Consider the following 16,819-nt stretch of genomic DNA (forward strand, 5'->3'; position numbering starts at 1 on the left):
CTATTCTCCCGCTCCGCCGTGCAGGCTCTGCACCGGGTTCGCCCTCAGCGCGTCCAGGCCTGTGCCGTCGCCGCCGAGCTGGTCGACCGCGGCGTACGCGCTCGCGATGCACGCGGGGATGCCGACCCCGTCGTACGCGGCGCCGCACACGGCGAGGCCCGGGAGCTTGCCGACGTGTTCGCGGATGCGGGCCACGCGCGCGTGGTGCCCGACGGGGTACTGCGGCAGCCCGTCGTCCCACCGTGTCACCCGGGTCGCGAGGGGCTCGGCGGCCAGGCCGGTCGCTTCCCGCAGGTCGTGCCGGGACACCTTCACGAGGTCGGCGTCCTCCCGGCCGAGGATCTCCGTCTCGCCGTACCGCCCGACGGATGTACGCAGGACGAGCAGGCCGGGGTTCTCCTCGGCGATCCAGCCCCACTTCTGGGAGGCGAAGGTCGACGCCTTGATGGTGTGCCCGTCGACGGGCGGCACCAGGAAACCGCTCCCTTCGGGGAGGGAGATGTCGCCGCGCCGGTAGGCGAGGGTGACCAGCGCCATGGAGGCGTACTCCACGGCGGCCAGCTCGGTCGCGGCGGCGGGTGCCTCGGCGCGCAGCAGCGTGGCGGCCGCCGGGGCGGGCAGGGCGAGGACGACGGCGTCCGCGCGGAGCGCTCGGCCTGCGGCGACGACCTGCCAGCCGGCACCCCCGCCGGCGCGGCGCAGCTCTGTCACCGGGGCGCCGGTGACGATCTCGCCGCCCCGCGCGCGGACCGATTCGGCCACCGTCAGCGGCAGTTGACCGACACCGCCCTCGATGCCCATGAACACCGGGCCGGTCTGCTGGGCCGCCGCCGCCTTCGCCTGGATCTCGCGGACCGCCTCCGTCAGGGAGGTGTGGGTGCGGGCTGCCGCGAAGAGCTGGGGGACGGCCAGGCGCAGGGAGATGCGGTACGCGTCGCCCGCGTAGACACCGCCGAGGAGGGGCTCGACCAGGCGGTCGACGACCTCGCGGCCGAGGCGGGCCGCCACGTACTCCCCCACCGCCACGTCGTCGCCCACCTCCGTGCGGGGCAGGTCGGCGTCGCGCTCGATGCGGTGCAGGCCCTCGTCGGAGAGGATCCCGGAGAGGGCGGAGGCGGTGCCGGGGACGCCCATGACATGGCCCTTGGGCATCGGGCGCAGCGCGCCGCGGGTCCACAGGAAGGCCGTCGCCGTGGCGGGCGGCTGGAGGCGGTCGGCGAGGCCGACCTCGTGGGCGAGGGCCACCGCCTCGGGGCGGCGCGCGAGCATCGACTCGGCGCCGAGGTCGACCCGCGCGCCCTCGATCTCGCCGGGCAGCAGTTTGCCGCCGACGCGGTCCGACGCCTCCAGGACGGTCACGCGCGCGCCGCGGCCCAGCAATCGGTGAGCGGCGGCCAGACCGGCGATCCCGCCCCCGATGACCACGACGTGTCCCGTACCCGTACGAGTCTCCTCTTCGCGCATGCCTCCACCCTCTCAGACCCCACCGACACTCCCCTCAGGAGTCCGGTGTCCCGCACGAGTCCTGACCGTGACCGCATCGGGACCGGATCAGGCCAACGTCCCGGCCCGTCCGGGCGTCGAAGGAGCGTCAGTCGACGCGATCCTCGGGGGTAGGCCCTTATGCGCACACGAAACTCCGCACGCTCCGTACGGCCCGTCCAGGTCCTGGCGGGGATGCTCCTCGCCGCCGCCCTGGCGCTGACGGGCTGCAGCGGTGCCAACGACAGCGCGAGCAGCAGCGACGCCGGCGGCGCTGCCGACAAGGCGGCCGCCCAGGACGCCGGGAAGGCCGACCCCGGCGCCGCGGGCAGCAGTCGGGCGAACGGCTCCAAGGCCACCGCTCCGCCGAAGCTGACCGCGAGCCACATCATCCGCACCGCCTCCCTGACCGTGCAGGTCAAGGACGTGCCCAAGGCCCTGGACGACACCCGCACCACGGCCGAGAACGCGGGCGGCTACGTCGGCAACGAGACCACCACCCGCGACGGGAAGGGCCACGAGCGCACGCGCGTCGTGCTGCGCGTGCCCACCGAGCGGTACGACGAGGTACTCGCCGACCTGGAGGGCGCGGGCAAGGTCATCGAGCGGACGGCCAAGGCACAGGACGTCACCGACCAGGTCGTGGACGTGGACAGCCGCATCAAGTCGCAGCGCGCCAGCGTGGCCCGGGTCCGCGAACTCATGGACCGGGCGACCAAGCTCAGCGATGTGGTCACCCTGGAAGGCGAGCTGAGCAGCCGTGAGTCCGACCTGGAGGCGCTGCTCGCCCAGCAGGCGTCCCTGAAGGACCGCACCAGCCTGGCCACCATCACGCTCTCGCTGTCCGAGACCCCGGTGAAGAAGGCCGAGAAGAAGGACGACGACCCGGGCTTCGTGGACGCGGTCACGGGCGGCTGGAACGCCTTCGTCACGATGCTGCGCTGGATCGCCATGGCGCTCGGCGCGATCCTCCCGTTCGCGGCGGGCGCGGCACTGCTCGTGCTGCTGTGGGTACGTCTGGTACTGCCCCGCCTCTCGCGTCGCACAGCACCGGCGACGGCTCCCGTTCCGGCGACGACGGGCTCGCTGCCCACGGCTCCGCCGGTGTCCGCAGAGGGTGGTGAGGAGGACTGAAATGCCGGGCCCCCGTAGCGTGTTCGTATGAGCATGAGCCGTACGGGCGGTAAGGACGGGGCCGGGGAACGACTGGTCGTGATCGGCGGTGACGCGGCGGGCATGTCCGCCGCGTCACAGGCACGCCGGCTGCGGGGGCCGGACGAGCTGGAGATCGTGGCGTTCGAGCGGGGGCACTTCACCTCCTACTCGGCGTGCGGCATCCCGTACTGGGTGGGCGGCGACGTCCCCGAACGGGACCGGCTGATCGCGCGGACACCCGAGGAGCACCGGGAACGCGCCATCGACCTGCGGATGCGTACGGAGGTCACGGAGATCGACGTCGCGGGCGCCCGGGTGCGCTCCCGGGACCTCGAATCCGGGGCCGAGGAGTGGACGTCGTACGACAAACTCGTGATCGCGACCGGCGCCCGCCCGATCCGCCCCGACCTGCCGGGCGCCGACGCTCCGGGCGTGCACGGTGTGCAGACCCTGGACGACGGCCAGGCCCTCCTGGACACGCTGGCGGCCACGGAGGGCCGTCGCGCGGTGGTCGTCGGGGCGGGCTACATCGGTGTGGAGATGGCCGAGGCGCTGATCAACCGCGGGTACGAGGTGACGGTCGTCAACCGTGGCAAGGAACCGATGTCCACGCTCGACCCGGACATGGGCCGCCTGGTGCACACGGCCATGGAGGCCATGGGCATCACCATGGTCGACGACGCCGAGGTCACCAAGATCCTCACCGGTGAGGACGGCCGGGTCCGCGCGATCGCCACGGAGGACGCCGAGTACCCGGCGGACGTGGTGGTCCTCGGTATCGGCGTACGCCCCGAGACGACGCTCGCCAAGGCGGCCGGGCTGCCCCTCGGCGAGCACGGCGGGCTGCTCACCGACCTGGCGATGCGGGTGCGTGGGCACGAGAACATCTGGGCGGGCGGCGACTGCGTCGAGGTGATCGACCTGGTCTCCGGGCGCGAACGGCACATCGCGCTGGGCACGCACGCCAACAAGCACGGGCAGGTCATCGGCTCCAACGTGGGCGGTGGGTACGCCACGTTCCCCGGCGTCGTCGGCACGGCGGTGAGCAAGGTCTGCGACCTGGAGATCGCCCGCACCGGGCTCCGCGAGAAGGACGCTCACAGGGCGGGCCTCCAGTTCGAGACCGTCACCATCGAGTCGACCAGCCGCGCCGGCTACTACCCGAACGCCGCCCTCATGACCGTGAAAATGCTCGCCGAACGCCGCACGGGCCGCCTCCTCGGCGTCCAGATCGTCGGCCGCGAGGGCGCCGCGAAACGCGTCGACATCGCCGCGGTGGCCCTGACCGCGGGCATGACGGTGGAACAGATGACGGCCTTGGACCTGGGCTACGCGCCCCCGTTCTCACCTGTGTGGGACCCCGTGCTGGTCGCGGCCCGCAAGGCGGTAGCAAAGGTACGTAAAAACGCCGGGTAACAGGAGCGCCCCAAAGGGGCGCGGGGAACTGCGCGACCAGCCACACACAACCGGCAGCCAACACTCGACCCCAGCCCCCGCGGCGCGACTACGCCGACTCGTGCCCGGCGCTCCCATTGATCCGGTCGATCGCCTGCCGGGCCTGCTCGGCAGGCGGCCGCGCCGGCAGCGACGAGACCGACGCCGGCGCCACAACCGCCGGAGGCGCCTGCGCCGGCTTCGCATGGGCCGCCGACCGGGCGGACCGCAACCGATGGCTGACGGCCTCGTCAAGCGTCACCGGCCGCTGCATCCGCGCCGCGAGGCGTCCCGCCTCCTGGCCGAGCGCGGCGACGTCCTCCCACGGGAGGTGCAGCACCAGGGCGATTTCCGCCTCGCCGTCGGGCAGGGCATGCATCGGAGGAGTAACTCGGTCGTTCATCGCCTGTGTCCTCACGTCTTCCTCGCGTCGCGTCTTCGTCGCGGCGCGGGCGGTTGAGGAGACATACGCACGAGGGGATGTCGGCGTTCAGCGACGGCGCGTCGAGGGCACTAATTCCTTGTGGTCATCCCCGTCCATGACGTGAACCCGGTACGGCGCACGCCCTATGTGACGTACGCGCTGATCGCCGCGAATGTTCTCGTATTCCTCTACACCCCCGGCATAGCCGGATCGGTGGCAGGGGACAGCGCCCTGTCGCAGCTGTGCCACCTCCACGCGTTCCTGGACCACTACGCCGCGGTGCCACAGGAGTTGATCCACCATCAGCTGCCCCGGACGGTGCCCACGGGCGAGGTCGGCGCCGGGCCGCGGGGAACCGGCTGTGTGGTCGGCCCGCCGGGCTACGACAAGTCGCCGCCGCTGTCGGTGTTCACGGCGATGTTCCTGCACGGGAGTTGGCTGCATCTGCTGGGCAACATGCTGTTCCTGCTGATCTTCGGCAACAACATCGAGGACCGTATGGGGCATGTGCGGTTCACGCTGTTCTACGTGGCCTGCGGCTACGCGGCCGGATACGGCTTCGCGCTCCTCAACGACACCTCGTCCGACCCGCTGATCGGCGCCTCGGGAGCGATCGCCGGGGTCCTCGGCGCCTATCTGGTGCTCTATCCGAAGGCCAGGGTCTGGGTTCTGGTCCCGTTCCTGGTCTTCCTGCCGCTGCGGCTGCCCGCGTGGATCGTGCTGGGCTTCTGGTTCGTGCTCCAGGCCGTGTACTCGTCCGGCAGCGGAGTCTCGACCGCGGGAACGGTGGCGTACTCGGCGCACGTGGTCGGCTTCCTCGCGGGCATGCTGCTCGCCTGGCCGCTGCGCCCGGGCACCCCGCCCCCACCGGAACCGCGCCGCCTGCTGTGGGGCAGGCAGGCGCGGCACAGCTGGTGAGGCGTCAGCGGGCCGTGCGCTCGTGGACGTACTCCGCGAGCCGGGTCAGCGCGTCCGGGTCGGTGGTCGGCGGGACGCCGTGGCCGAGGTTGAAGACATGGCCTTCGAGACCGGCGGCGGCGTCGAGCACCTCGCGGGTCTTCGTCTCCACGGCCTCGGTCGAGGAGAACAGGACGGCCGGGTCGAGGTTGCCCTGGAGCGCCTTGCCGGGGCCGACGCGGCGGGCGGCCTCGTCGAGCGGGACACGCCAGTCGACGCCTACCACGTCGGCGCCCGCCTCGCCCATGAGGCCGAGCAGCTCACCGGTGCCGACACCGAAGTGGATGCGCGGGACGCCGTACCCGGCGACGGACTCGAAGACCTTGGCCGACGCCGGCATCACCGAGCGGCGGTAGTCGGCCGGGGCCAGGGCGCCGACCCAGGAGTCGAAGAGCTGGACGGCACTGGCGCCCGCCTCGATCTGCACCTTCAGGAACGCGGAGGTGATCTCGGCGAGCCGGTCGAGCAGGTCGGCCCACAGCTGCGGGTCGCCGTACATGAGCGCCTTGGTGTGCTCGTGGTTCTTGGACGGACCGCCCTCCACGAGGTAGCTCGCGAGGGTGAAAGGCGCGCCCGCGAAACCGATGAGCGGAGTGGAGCCGAGCTCGGCCGTCAGCAGCTTGATCGCCTCGGTGACGTACGACACGTCGTCGGGGGTCAGGTCGCGCAGCTGGGCGAGGTCGGCGCGGGTGCGGATCGGGTTCTCGACGACCGGGCCGACGCCCGGCTTGATGTCGAGGTCGATGCCGATGGCCTTCAGCGGGACCACGATGTCGCTGAAGTAGATCGCCGCGTCCACGTTGTGCCGGCGCACGGGCTGGAGCGTGATCTCGGTGACCAGCTCGGGCCGTGTGCACGATTCCAGCATGGGGATGCCCTCGCGCACCTTGAGGTACTCGGGCAGCGAGCGACCGGCCTGCCGCATGAACCACACCGGCGTGTGCGGCACGGGCTCGCGCCTGCACGCCTTGAGGAAGGCGGACTCGTACGTGGCGGTCGGCGGCTGGCCGGAAGGGCCGTGGTTATCACTCACGACGCAAAGTCTCCCACGCCGCACAGACAACCAGGCCCGGGGGCAGCCGCGCCCCGAAAGGGGCGCGGGGCTGTGACACTGTGCGGCTCCGCCGCGTGGGCGCGAGCAACCCACAACTACCTGCGGCCGCCGTAGAAGCGAACAACCCACGGCGAACTCGCGAACGACCACCCACAGTCACGGTCACGAACACGGCGAAACCAACCCGTTCCCGCCGAACCGCCGGAGGCAGGGGTGTCTCTCCCTGCGCAAAGGCTCCGTTCCCCTTAATCTTCCCCGCATGGCTGCGGCTCAGGGACGACTGTCGGACGGCGCTGGCGGAATGGACGATTCGAAGGAGGGGGACCGCAATGCGATGGAGACGGCTCCGCCGCCCTTCCGGGCCGCCGTCGACGCGCTGAGGGCCGCGCGGCTGCGGCCGGAGATCGAGATCGACCCGACGCGCCCACCACAGCGCCTGGCCCCGTACGCGTACGCGCTGGAGGCCGCGGTCGTCGCGGACGACGAGGATCTGGCCGACGGCCGTCTCGTGCTGCTGCACGACCCGGCGGGACACGACGCCTGGCAGGGCTCCTTCCGCCTGGTGACCCTGGTCCGCGCGGAGCTGGAGCCGGAGATGGCCGCCGACCCGCTGCTCCCCGAGGTCTGCTGGTCATGGCTGACTGGCGCGCTCCAGGCCCGTGGTCTGTCGTACGGCGAACCGAGCGGCACCGTCACGCGCGCGAGCTCGCACTACTTCGGCGGCCTCGCGGAGCGCCCGGCCGCCTCCCAGATCGAGATCCGGGCGTCGTGGACACCGCGCGAGGGCCTGGGCGATGTCCCGGACACCGCCGCGCACCTCGCGGCATGGTGCGACCTGCTGTGCCAGATCGCCGGGCTCCCGCCGGTGAACCCGGGCGACGCGTCGGTGGTCTCCCTTCCGCAGCGCCGCGGCCCGCAGTCGCGCTGATTCCGCCTGGTTCCCGCGGGCCCGCCCTGGGTCCGCGGGCCCGCCATGCCCTGCCCACGGTCCCGCCGAACCGGCCGGCCGGCACGCCGACTCGCGCACCTCATTACCGGTCCTTACCGGTTCTTTGTCGATACGACCACTTTCGGCCGCGTATCGACGTCGAGCGACTCGGTTCGATCTTCGGATGATCGATCGCGTGTCCGAATTGCACGGATTGTTACTCACCAAATCGTGATCATTCTCTAAAGGAGGACGGGTTTAGTGCCGAAGAGGTCTGTGACCTTGAAAGCACGGTTCGTCCCCGGCTTCATCCCCAGAGCCGGTACCGTCCCGCACCCCAGGAGGCCTGGTGTCCGTTCTCCTCGAGCAGCCCGCAAGCCTGGTCGCCTACCGCCCGAACAAGCCGACCGCCATGGTGGTCGTGGCCGACCCCCGGGTCCGCTCCACCGTCACCCGCCATTTGTGGGCGCTCGGAGTGCGCGACGTCATCGAGGCGTCGTCCGTCGCGGAGGCCCGTCCCCGAATCGGCAACCCGCGCGACATCTGTGTCGCCGATGTCCACCTGCCGGATGGTTCCGGCCTCACCCTCCTTTCCGAGACCAGAGCCGCCGGCTGGCCCAATGGCCTGGCCCTCTCCGCCGCCGACGACATCGGTGCCGTGCGCAACGCCCTCGCGGGCGGCGTCAAGGGCTACGTCGTCACCGGCACCCGTACGAACGTCGGCCTCCCCACCCGGCCGGGCGCCGCGCCCATCGGCTCGGCCGCAGCCCGTATGCACCGCCGCCCCCCGGGTGCCCCGAGCCACCCGGGCGGCTACCGCGAGCTGTCCGGCCGTGAGGTCGAGGTGCTCCGCCTGGTCGCGGAGGGCCAGTCGAACAAGGCCATCGGCGTCTCCATGGGCCTGTCCGCACTGACCGTCAAGAGCCACCTCGCCCGCATCGCCCGCAAGCTCGGCACGGGCGACCGCGCCGGGATGGTGGCGGTGGCCCTGCGCACCGGGATCATCCACTAAGCCCACACTGAGCCCACACCGAGTCCACTTGGCCCAGCCGGGCCCCGTGACCTGTGAGCCCGCCGAAACCACCGATTCCGCCGACCCCGCACCCCGTCCCCACCGACCGTGAACCGGATCTTTCACTGACCTGACTGGTTTACGACCCTCAGACGCCCGTCGACGGAACGTTCCGTCGGCGGGCGTTGTCCATACACAGATACCCTTGACAGGTGACCGACGCCCAAGAGACCGCAGCAGACAGCTCACTGCGAACCACCGGAGGCGCCCCTCCGGACGACGTCGAACCGGCGCCGATCCCTTTGCTTGAGCCCCGAGACGGCATTCCGCCCGTGATCGCCGACGAAGCCTCGCTCGCCGAGGTGATCGCCGCCTTCGCCGCCGGATCCGGCCCCGTCGCCGTGGACGCCGAACGCGCGTCCGGGTACCGATACGGCCAGCGCGCCTATCTGGTGCAGCTGCGCCGCGAGGGCGCGGGCACCGCGCTCATCGACCCCGTCGCCTGCCCCGACCTCTCCGGCCTCGGCGAGGCCATCTCCGGAGTCGAGTGGGTGCTGCACGCCGCCACCCAGGACCTGCCCTGTCTCCGCGAGATAGGCATGGTGCCGACGCGGCTCTTCGACACCGAGCTGGCCGGACGCCTGGCCGGGTTCCCCCGGGTGGGCCTCGGCGCGATGGTCGAGAGCGTGCTCGGCTTCGTACTGGAGAAGGGGCACTCCGCGGTCGACTGGTCGACGCGTCCGCTGCCCGAGCCGTGGCTGCGCTATGCCGCGCTCGACGTGGAGCTGCTCGTCGACCTGCGCGACGCCCTGGAGAAGGAGCTCGACCGGCAGGGCAAGCTGGACTGGGCCCGGCAGGAGTTCGACGCGATCGCGCAGGCCGAGCCCGCGCCACCGCGCAAGGACCCCTGGCGCCGTACGTCCGGGATGCACAAGGTGCGCCGCCGCCGGCAGATGGCGGTCGTACGGGAGCTGTGGGAGGCCCGGGACCGGATCGCGCAGCGCCGCGACATCTCGCCGGGCAAGGTGCTCGGGGACGCGGCCATTGTGGAGGCCGCGCTCTCTGTTCCGGTCAACGTGCAGGCGCTCGCCGCGCTGAACGGGTTCGGACACCGCATGGGGCGGCGCCAGCTGGAGCAGTGGCAGGCCGCCGTGGATCGCGCGAAGGCGCTGCCGGACTCCGAGCTGCCGCAGCCGGGGCAGCCCGTCACCGGGCCTCCGCCGCCGCGAGCCTGGGCCGACAAGGACCCGGCCGCCGCGGCTCGGCTGTCCGCCGCGCGGGCCGCCGTGTCGGCGCTGGCCGAGGAGCTCAACATGCCTCAGGAGAACCTGATCACTCCGGACACGGTGCGGAGGGTCTGCTGGGAGCCGCCGGGTTCGCTGGACTCGGGGGCCGTGGCTGCCGCGCTTGCCGGGTACGGGGCGCGGGCTTGGCAGGTTGAGCTGGTTGCTCCGGTGCTGGTTGCTGCGCTGGCTGTGAAGGGTGCCTCGGCTCCGTAGGGGGGTCTGACGTACGGCGGGTGCGGGTTGTCTGTGGCTGGTCGCGCCCACGCGGCGGAGCCGCATATGTCACAGCCCCGCGCCCCTTAAGGGGCGCTGCCTCACCCGGCGGCTACTTCGTTGCCCCTCGCATGAAGCCGTTGTAGATGAACCTTTGGAGGAACAGGAAGACGATCAAGGTCGGCAGGATGACGAGGACCGCTCCTGCCGAGATCGTCTCCCAGTGGGCTCCGAAAGGGCCTCTGAAGCGGAAGAGCGACGTCGAGATCACGCCAAGATCTTCGGACGGCATGTAGAGGAAGGGGATGTAGAAGTCGTTGTAGACGGTGATCCCCTTCACGATCACGACCGTCGCGATCGCGGGCTTGAGCAGCGGAAGAATGATCTTCCAGTAGATCGTGAAGGTATTGGCGCCGTCGAGGCGGGCGGACTCGTCCAGGGAGATCGGGATCGACCGGACGAACTGCAGGAAGATGTAGATCGACACGATGTCGGTGCCCATGTAGAGCACGATCGGGGCCCAGCGGGTGTCGAAGAGGCCGAAGCTGTTGACGATCTGGAAGGTCGCCACCTGGGTCGTCACGCCGGGGACCAGGGCGGCGATCAGGAACAGGGCCACCACCAGCTTCTTGAAGCGGAAGGTGAAGCGGTCGATGGCGTACGCCGTCATCGAGCCGATGAGGACCGTGCCGCCGATGGCGAAGAGCAGGATGAAGGCCGTGTTGCCGAACGCCGAGAGCATCCGGCCGTCCTGGAACGCCGTCACGTAGTTGTGGAAGTTGAGCAGGTTGTCGGGGAGCGTGAGGGCTCCGCTGTCGTCCGCCATCTCCTGCGAGGACTTGAGGGACGTCAGGACGACCACGCCGAGCGGGAGCAGCACGACGACCGCCGCGAGGATCAGCGACAGGTACACGAGAGTGCGGGCCAGCGCGCGGCGTGTCATCCGAGGTCCATCCTGTTGTCGGCGGAGTCGGGGACGAGGCGTCGCTGCACCCAGGTCACCGCCAGGATGATCAGCAGCAGCACGACCGCGGCCGCCGAGGCGAGCCCCGTCTTGTTGAACTGGAAGGCCAGCTTGATCGTCTGGATCACGAAGGTCTCGGTGCCGGTCGCTCCGCCGGTCATGATGTAGGGGATCTCGAAGACCGACAGCGAACCGGAGATCGAGAGGATCACGGTCAGGCTCAGGACCGGTCTGATGCCGGGCGCGATGATGTAGCGGAACTGGTGCCAGCGGCCCGCGCCGTCCAGTTCGGCGGCCTCGTACAACTCCCCCGGGATGGACTGGATCGCGCCCAGGAACAGGACGAAGTTCAGGCCCATGTAGCGCCAGACCGAGACGCCGGCGAGGGAGACGTTCGCGGAGGCCGGGGTGCCCAGCCAGGCGTGGTCCGCGTGGTAGCCGAACAGGGCGAGCACCGCGTCGAGGGTGCCGCCGTCCTGGAAGAAGTAGAGGAAGACGAAACCGATCGCCACCCCGTTGATCAGATACGGGAAGAAGAGCACGCCCTTGAAGAAGTTCCGGAAGCGGACGTTGAAGCTCAGGATCGTCGCGAAATAGAGCGCGGCCACGATCTGCACCACGGAGGCGGCCAGGTAGTAGCCGCTGACGAAGAACACCTGGAAGAGGTCTTCCCGGGTGAAGATCTCGGTGTAGTTCTGGCCCCCGATGTAGTGCAGTTCGGGGCTCACTCCGTCCCAGTCGGTGAAGCTGTACGCGATCATGTTGGCGATCGGCGCGTAGGTGAACGTGATCAGCAGGGCGAGCGGGGCGATCAGGAAGAGCCAGGGGGTGAGGCCCCGCCACAGCCGTGCCGTGCGCGGGGGCGGCGCCGGTTCGGGGGCGGCCTGAGCGACCGCCCCCGCGGCCGTGGCGGCCGCCTTCTCGGTGGTGTCCGTCATCGGGAGTCCACGGTCTTCCGGGCGTCGGCCCACTTCTTGGAGAGGTCGCCCAGGAAGCTGTCCAGGCTGCCCTTCCTGGCTCCGCGTGCGAGGTCGACGAGGTTCTGCCGGTACTCGGGCTTGTTGATGCCGACTTCGGACTGGTCGTCGATCGCCTTGACCTCGGCGCCCTTGGCGTCGGAGACCTCGATGAACTTCACGCCCTCGTCCTCGTACGGCTTCAGGACGTCGGGCAGCGGCGCGTCCTTGAGCGGCGAGATCGCCAGGTTGTCCTTGTCGTAGCCGGACTTGTCGGTGAACCAGTCGATCCAGGCACGGGCCGCTTCCTTGTGCGGGGAGTGGACGTTGACGGCCAGGTTGTAGTCCGGGCCGACCACCGCGCAGAATTTTCCGCCCACTTGGGCCGGGAAGGGCATGAACCCGATGTCGTCCGGATCGATCCCGGCCTGCCGGGCGGCGTCCTGGAACTGGACGATCGCCCAGGTGCCGAGCCACTCCGTGGCGATCTGCCCCTTCGCCAACCGGGGCTTGGACGCCTCCCAGTTGGTGGTCGTCGGGTCCTTCTCGATCAGCCCCTGGTGCACGATGTCGTACAGGAGCGTGTCGCCGACTCTCAGGTCGGCGCCCTTCGCCCAGGGATCGCCGTCGGCCAGCTTGGTGGTGGCCTCGGTGTCGCAGCCGACCGAGCCGTTGACGGCCGTCCACGAGGTCAGCGGCCACTGGGCGGAGAAGTTGGTGTAGTACGGGGTCGCGTCGGTCCGGGACTTGATGGCCTTGAGGTCCGTGAGGAACTCGGCCGGAGTGGTGGGCCATTGGGTGACCCCGGCCTGCTGCCAGACCTTCTTGTTGTAGAGGAAGCCGGGGGTCACACCGATCGGACTCTGCCCGTAGACCTTGCCGTCGACGGTGGTGAAGTCGGTGAACCGGTACTTCTTGGCGCGCTCGGCCCGGGTGCCGAGGGAGGCGAAGAATCTCGGGTAGTCGGTCTTCTTGATCACGGCGGGGATCAGCAGGACGTCGCCGTAATTCTCCGTGTTCATCCGGATCTTGGCCTCGGTCTCGTAGTTCGTGAGGGCCTCGAACTCGACCTTGACCTTCGGATACGTCTTGTTGAACGCGGCGGCGTACTTCTTCATCGTGCCGTCCTGCACGAGGTCGGTCCGCTGGGTGAGGACCTTGATGGTCCCGGACACCGTCTTCGGGTCGTCGGGTGCCTTGGCGTCCGCGCCCTGCGACGAGCCTCCGGTCCCGGTGCAGCCCGATGCCAACAGGGCCCCGGCGAGGAGTGTTCCGGCGAGTGTCGTGCGGTGGTTCATCTGCACCAGCTCCGTTCACGTCGGTTGGCTGATTCGGCACTCTGACAGCCGCTGCTAAACCGGTAAAGTCCTTATTCCGCCAACGATTTCGAAATCTTTCGCGGCCCTGGGCATCTTCTGACTCGACCGGTTTAGGGAGTGCGCATGCTGGACGTCACACCGCTCACCGAGGGATGGACCCTGCGGCACGAGGGAGCCGTACTTCCGGCCGCGGTACCGGGCTGTGTGCACACGGATCTGCTGGCGGCGGGGGTCATTCCGGACCCGTTCCTCGGGCGGAACGAGACCGAGGTGGCGTGGGTGGGGCGGCGGGACTGGACGTACGAGATCGAAGTGCCCGCCTTCTCGGGGCACGAGCAGACCGACCTCGTCTTCGACGGTCTGGACACCGCCGCCGAGATCCGTCTGGGCGGTCCGGACGGTCGACTCCTGGGCTCTGTACGGAACATGCACCGCTCGTACCGCTTCGACGTCACCGGCCTCCAGGGCCCGCTCTCGGTGCGCTTCACCTCCGCGTACACCGCGGCCGAGGCGGTGCGGGACCGGCTCGGCGAGCGGCCGAACGCGTATCCCGAGCCCTTCCAGTACCTCAGGAAGATGGCGTGCTCCTTCGGCTGGGACTGGGGGCCGACGCTGGTGACGGCCGGTATCTGGCGGCCGGTACGCCTTGAGCACTGGTCGACGGCGCGGATCGCAGGCGTACGGCCGCTGGTGACCGTCGAACACGCTCTGGGGCACGTCGAGTTGGCCGTCGAGGTCGAGCGGAGCAGGGTCGAGGCCGACCTCACCGTGGAGGCCCGGGTCGGCGGGGTGCGCGCGAGCGCGACGGTCGACGGCACGAGCGGCTCCGTACGGCTGGAGGTCCCGGACATCGAGCTGTGGTGGCCGCGCGGATACGGCGAACAGCCGCTGTACGACATCGAGTTGACGCTCTCCGATGCGCACGGCCCGCTCGATGTCTGGCGGCGACGGATCGGCTTCCGGACCGTCGAGCTGGACACGTCGGCCGATGACCACGGCACCGGCTTCACCTTCGTCGTGAACGGTGAGCGGCTGTTCGCGCGGGGCGTCAACTGGATCCCTGACGACGTCTTTCCGTCCCGGATCACCCGCGAGCGGTATCGCGAACGTCTCGCGCGGGCAGCCGGCGCGGGCGTCGATCTCGTACGGATCTGGGGCGGCGGAATCTACGAGAGCGAGGACTTCTACGACGCCTGTGACGAGCTGGGGCTGATGGTCTGGCAGGACTTCCCCTTCGCCTGTGCGGCCTATCCGGAGGAGCAGCCGCTGCGCGGCGAGGTGGAGGCCGAGGCGCGCGAGAACGTCGTACGGCTGATGCCGCACCCCTCGCTCGTGCTGTGGAACGGCAACAACGAGAACCTGTGGGGCTTCCGGGACTGGGGCTGGGAGCGGCGGCTGGCCGGGGACTCGTGGGGTGAGGGGTACTACCTGGGGCTACTGCCTCGTGTGGTCGCCGAGTTGGATCCGACGCGGCCGTACACGGCGGGCAGCCCCTGGTCCGGTTCCTGGGACCATCACCCGAACGACCCGGCGCACGGGACGCACCACTCCTGGGAGGTCTGGAACCGCGACGACTACGCCGGCTACCGGCTCCAAGTCCCCCGTTTCGTGGCCGAGTTCGGCTGGCAGGCACCGCCCGCGTACGCGACACTGCGGCGCGCGCTGCCCGGCGAGACGCTCGCCCCCGACTCCCCCGGCATGCTGCACCACCAGAAGGCGGACGACGGGAACGGCAAGCTGGAGCGCGGACTCGCCCGGCACTTCCCCGTGCCCCAAGGGGGCTTCTCGGCAGGCGACTTCGACCGGTGGCACTACCTCACCCAGGTCAACCAGGCCCGCGCCGTCGCCGCCGGGATCGAGCACTGGCGCTCGCACTGGCCGGTGTGCGCGGGCACGATCGTCTGGCAGCTCAACGACTGCTGGCCGGTGACGTCCTGGGCCGCGATCGACGGGGACGGGCGGACCAAACCGCTCTACCACGAGCTGCGCCGGCTGTACGCGGACCGGCTACTGACGCTGCAACCCCGGGGCGGTGTACTGGTGCTGGCCGCCGTGAACCAGGCGGCGGACGCATGGACACCGTCACTCGCGCTGCGGCGGATGTCCGTCGACGGAGCCGTCGTGGCCGAGGCGAGCGTCGATCTGTCGGCCGCCGCGCGTACGGTCGCCGAGGTCCGCGTGGAGCGAGAGCTGGAGCCCGTGGGGCCCAAGGAGTTCCTCGTGGCGGACGCGGACGGGCTGCGCGCGCTGCACTTCCCCGTGCCGGACCGCGAAGTCCCTTACCCGAGGCCGGAGTTCAACGTGAGGGTCGCGCCGGGCGCGGTGACCGTGACGGCCCACACCCTCGTACGGGATCTGCTGTTGCAGGCCGACCGGCTCGACCCCGGCGCCGAGACCGACACCGGGCTGGTCACCCTGCTCCCCGGCGAACAGGTCACCATGGGCGTACGCGGCTGGGAGACTCCTGACGCGGCCACCGCCCGGTCCGCCCTGTACTGCGTGGAGCCGACCCGATGACGACAGCGCCGACCCCCCGCGTGACCATCAAGGACGTCGCCGCGCGCGCCGGCGTGTCCAAGGGGGCGGTGTCGCTCGCCTTCAACCACAAGCCGGGGCTCTCCGACGCCACCAGGGACCGGATCTTCGAGGCGGCCCGCGAGCTGGGCTGGGTGCCGAATCTCGCCGCGCGGTCGCTGTCGAACCAGCGGGTGGACGTCGTCGGGCTGGCGATCTGCCGGCCGGCGAAGCTGCTGGGGCTCGAACCCTTCTACATGGAGTTCATCTCCGGGGTGGAGAGCGTGCTGACCGAGCATGCGTGCTCGCTGCTGCTGCGGCTCGTACGGAATCTGGAGGAGGAGGTCGGGCTCCAGGACGCGTGGTGGAAGGGGAAGCAGGTCAGCGGGTCGATTCTGGTCGACTTCCGGGACGGCGATCCTCGGGTGGCGGCGGTGGAGCGCTTGGGCATGCCCGTCGTCGCGGTCGGGCATCCGTCGCTCACCGGCAGCCTCACCTCCGTGTGGACCGATGACGCGACCGCCGTCACGGAGGCCGTGCGGTATCTCGCGGCGCTCGGGCATCGGAGGATCGCCCGGGTGGGGGGTGCGGCGGCGCTGGGGCATACGTCGATTCGTACGGCCGCGTTCGACGAGGTGGGGCGGGGGCTGGGGCTTGAGGGGGCGTGGCAGGTGGCTACGGATTTCTCGGGGGATGCGGGGGCTCGGGCGACGCGGTCCTTGCTGACCGCCGCGGCTTCTGATCGGCCCAGCGCGATTGTGTACGACAACGACATCATGGCTGTGGCGGGGTTGTCGGTGGCGGCCGAGATGGGGTTGTCGGTGCCGGGGGATGTTTCTTTGCTGGCGTGGGACGACTCTCAGTTGTGCCGGCTCACTCATCCCACGTTGTCCGCGATGAGTCATGACGTGCATGGGTTCGGGGCGGATGTGGCTCGGACGTTGTTCGGGGTGATCACTGGGGAGGGTGGGGGGTCGCATCCTGTGGCTACGCCTGTGCTGACTCCTCGGGGGTCTACTGCGCCGCCCAGGGGGTGACAGTCCGGGGTCTGATGCGGGGTGCGGGCCGTATGTGGCTTGTCGCGCAGTTCCCCGCGCCCCTTAAGGGGCGCTCCTGCACAG

14 protein-coding genes are annotated in these 16,819 nt (G+C 70.3%); 8 read left to right on the plus strand and 6 right to left on the minus strand.

Annotated features, from left to right (window positions below; all coding sequences use genetic code 11):
• A complete protein-coding gene (gene hemG / locus OIC96_RS11140; RefSeq protein WP_330307998.1) occupies window positions 1-1,464 on the minus strand; it encodes a protoporphyrinogen oxidase in 1,464 nt (487 codons plus the stop codon).
• A gap of 159 nt (window positions 1,465-1,623) precedes the next feature.
• On the opposite strand from hemG, the gene OIC96_RS11145 reads away from it, so the two are divergent.
• Complete coding sequence (locus OIC96_RS11145; protein ID WP_330307997.1) at window positions 1,624-2,616, plus strand: DUF4349 domain-containing protein; 993 nt, start codon at window positions 1,624-1,626, stop codon at window positions 2,614-2,616.
• A gap of 27 nt (window positions 2,617-2,643) precedes the next feature.
• Window positions 2,644-4,053 carry an FAD-dependent oxidoreductase gene (locus OIC96_RS11150; RefSeq protein ID WP_330307996.1) on the plus strand — a complete coding sequence of 470 codons (1,410 nt, stop codon included), beginning with the start codon at window positions 2,644-2,646 and terminating at the stop codon, window positions 4,051-4,053.
• Between the two features lie 88 nt (window positions 4,054-4,141).
• Here the strand turns inward: OIC96_RS11150 and OIC96_RS11155 are convergent, their stop codons facing one another.
• A complete protein-coding gene (locus tag OIC96_RS11155; protein WP_330307995.1) occupies window positions 4,142-4,474 on the minus strand; it encodes a hypothetical protein in 333 nt (110 codons plus the stop codon).
• 120 nt (window positions 4,475-4,594) lie between these two features.
• On the opposite strand from OIC96_RS11155, the gene OIC96_RS11160 reads away from it, so the two are divergent.
• Entirely contained in the window at window positions 4,595-5,413 is an 819-nt protein-coding gene (locus OIC96_RS11160) for a rhomboid family intramembrane serine protease (RefSeq protein WP_330307994.1), read from the plus strand.
• 4 nt (window positions 5,414-5,417) lie between these two features.
• Here OIC96_RS11160 and hemE read toward each other — a convergent pair whose 3' ends face one another.
• Window positions 5,418-6,485, minus strand: coding sequence for a uroporphyrinogen decarboxylase (gene hemE, locus OIC96_RS11165; protein WP_330307993.1), 1,068 nt, complete (start codon window positions 6,483-6,485; stop codon window positions 5,418-5,420).
• 322 nt (window positions 6,486-6,807) lie between these two features.
• Here hemE and OIC96_RS11170 point away from each other — a divergent pair, with 322 nt between their 5' ends.
• The 3 genes from OIC96_RS11170 to OIC96_RS11180 all read left to right on the plus strand — a co-directional run bounded on the left by OIC96_RS11170 (window position 6,808) and on the right by OIC96_RS11180 (window position 9,945).
• The gene (locus OIC96_RS11170) at window positions 6,808-7,434 is read left to right on the plus strand and encodes a DUF3000 domain-containing protein (RefSeq protein WP_330307992.1); all 627 of its coding nucleotides are present in this window, start codon (window positions 6,808-6,810) and stop codon (window positions 7,432-7,434) included.
• Window positions 7,435-7,783: 349 nt separating this feature from the next.
• Window positions 7,784-8,446, plus strand: a complete 663-nt coding sequence (locus OIC96_RS11175) for a response regulator transcription factor (protein WP_019073943.1) — start codon at window positions 7,784-7,786, stop codon at window positions 8,444-8,446.
• Between the two features lie 212 nt (window positions 8,447-8,658).
• A complete protein-coding gene (locus OIC96_RS11180) occupies window positions 8,659-9,945 on the plus strand; it encodes a ribonuclease D (protein WP_330307991.1) in 1,287 nt (428 codons plus the stop codon).
• Window positions 9,946-10,057: 112 nt separating this feature from the next.
• Here the strand turns inward: OIC96_RS11180 and OIC96_RS11185 are convergent, their stop codons facing one another.
• Genes OIC96_RS11185 through OIC96_RS11195 form a run of 3 tightly spaced genes read right to left on the minus strand, consistent with a single transcriptional unit; the run spans window position 10,058 to window position 13,163 of the window.
• Window positions 10,058-10,888 carry a carbohydrate ABC transporter permease gene (locus tag OIC96_RS11185; RefSeq protein WP_330307990.1) on the minus strand — a complete coding sequence of 277 codons (831 nt, stop codon included), beginning with the start codon at window positions 10,886-10,888 and terminating at the stop codon, window positions 10,058-10,060.
• Complete coding sequence (locus tag OIC96_RS11190; RefSeq protein WP_330307989.1) at window positions 10,885-11,847, minus strand: carbohydrate ABC transporter permease; 963 nt, start codon at window positions 11,845-11,847, stop codon at window positions 10,885-10,887. Before OIC96_RS11190 ends, OIC96_RS11185 begins: the two co-directional genes overlap by 4 nt.
• Window positions 11,844-13,163, minus strand: a complete 1,320-nt coding sequence (locus tag OIC96_RS11195) for an ABC transporter substrate-binding protein (RefSeq protein WP_330307988.1) — start codon at window positions 13,161-13,163, stop codon at window positions 11,844-11,846. Before OIC96_RS11195 ends, OIC96_RS11190 begins: the two co-directional genes overlap by 4 nt.
• Before the next feature lie 144 nt (window positions 13,164-13,307).
• Between OIC96_RS11195 and OIC96_RS11200 the strand changes: the two genes are divergently transcribed.
• Entirely contained in the window at window positions 13,308-15,701 is a 2,394-nt protein-coding gene (locus OIC96_RS11200) for a glycoside hydrolase family 2 protein (RefSeq protein ID WP_330307987.1), read from the plus strand.
• Complete coding sequence (locus OIC96_RS11205; protein WP_330307986.1) at window positions 15,698-16,735, plus strand: LacI family DNA-binding transcriptional regulator; 1,038 nt, start codon at window positions 15,698-15,700, stop codon at window positions 16,733-16,735. The genes OIC96_RS11200 and OIC96_RS11205 overlap by 4 nt, the downstream gene beginning before the upstream one ends.
• The last annotated feature ends 84 nt before the right edge of the window (window positions 16,736-16,819 follow it).

Source organism: Streptomyces sp. NBC_00775 (genome assembly GCF_036347135.1).
GTDB classification, from domain to species: Bacteria; Actinomycetota; Actinomycetes; order Streptomycetales; family Streptomycetaceae; genus Streptomyces; species Streptomyces lutosisoli.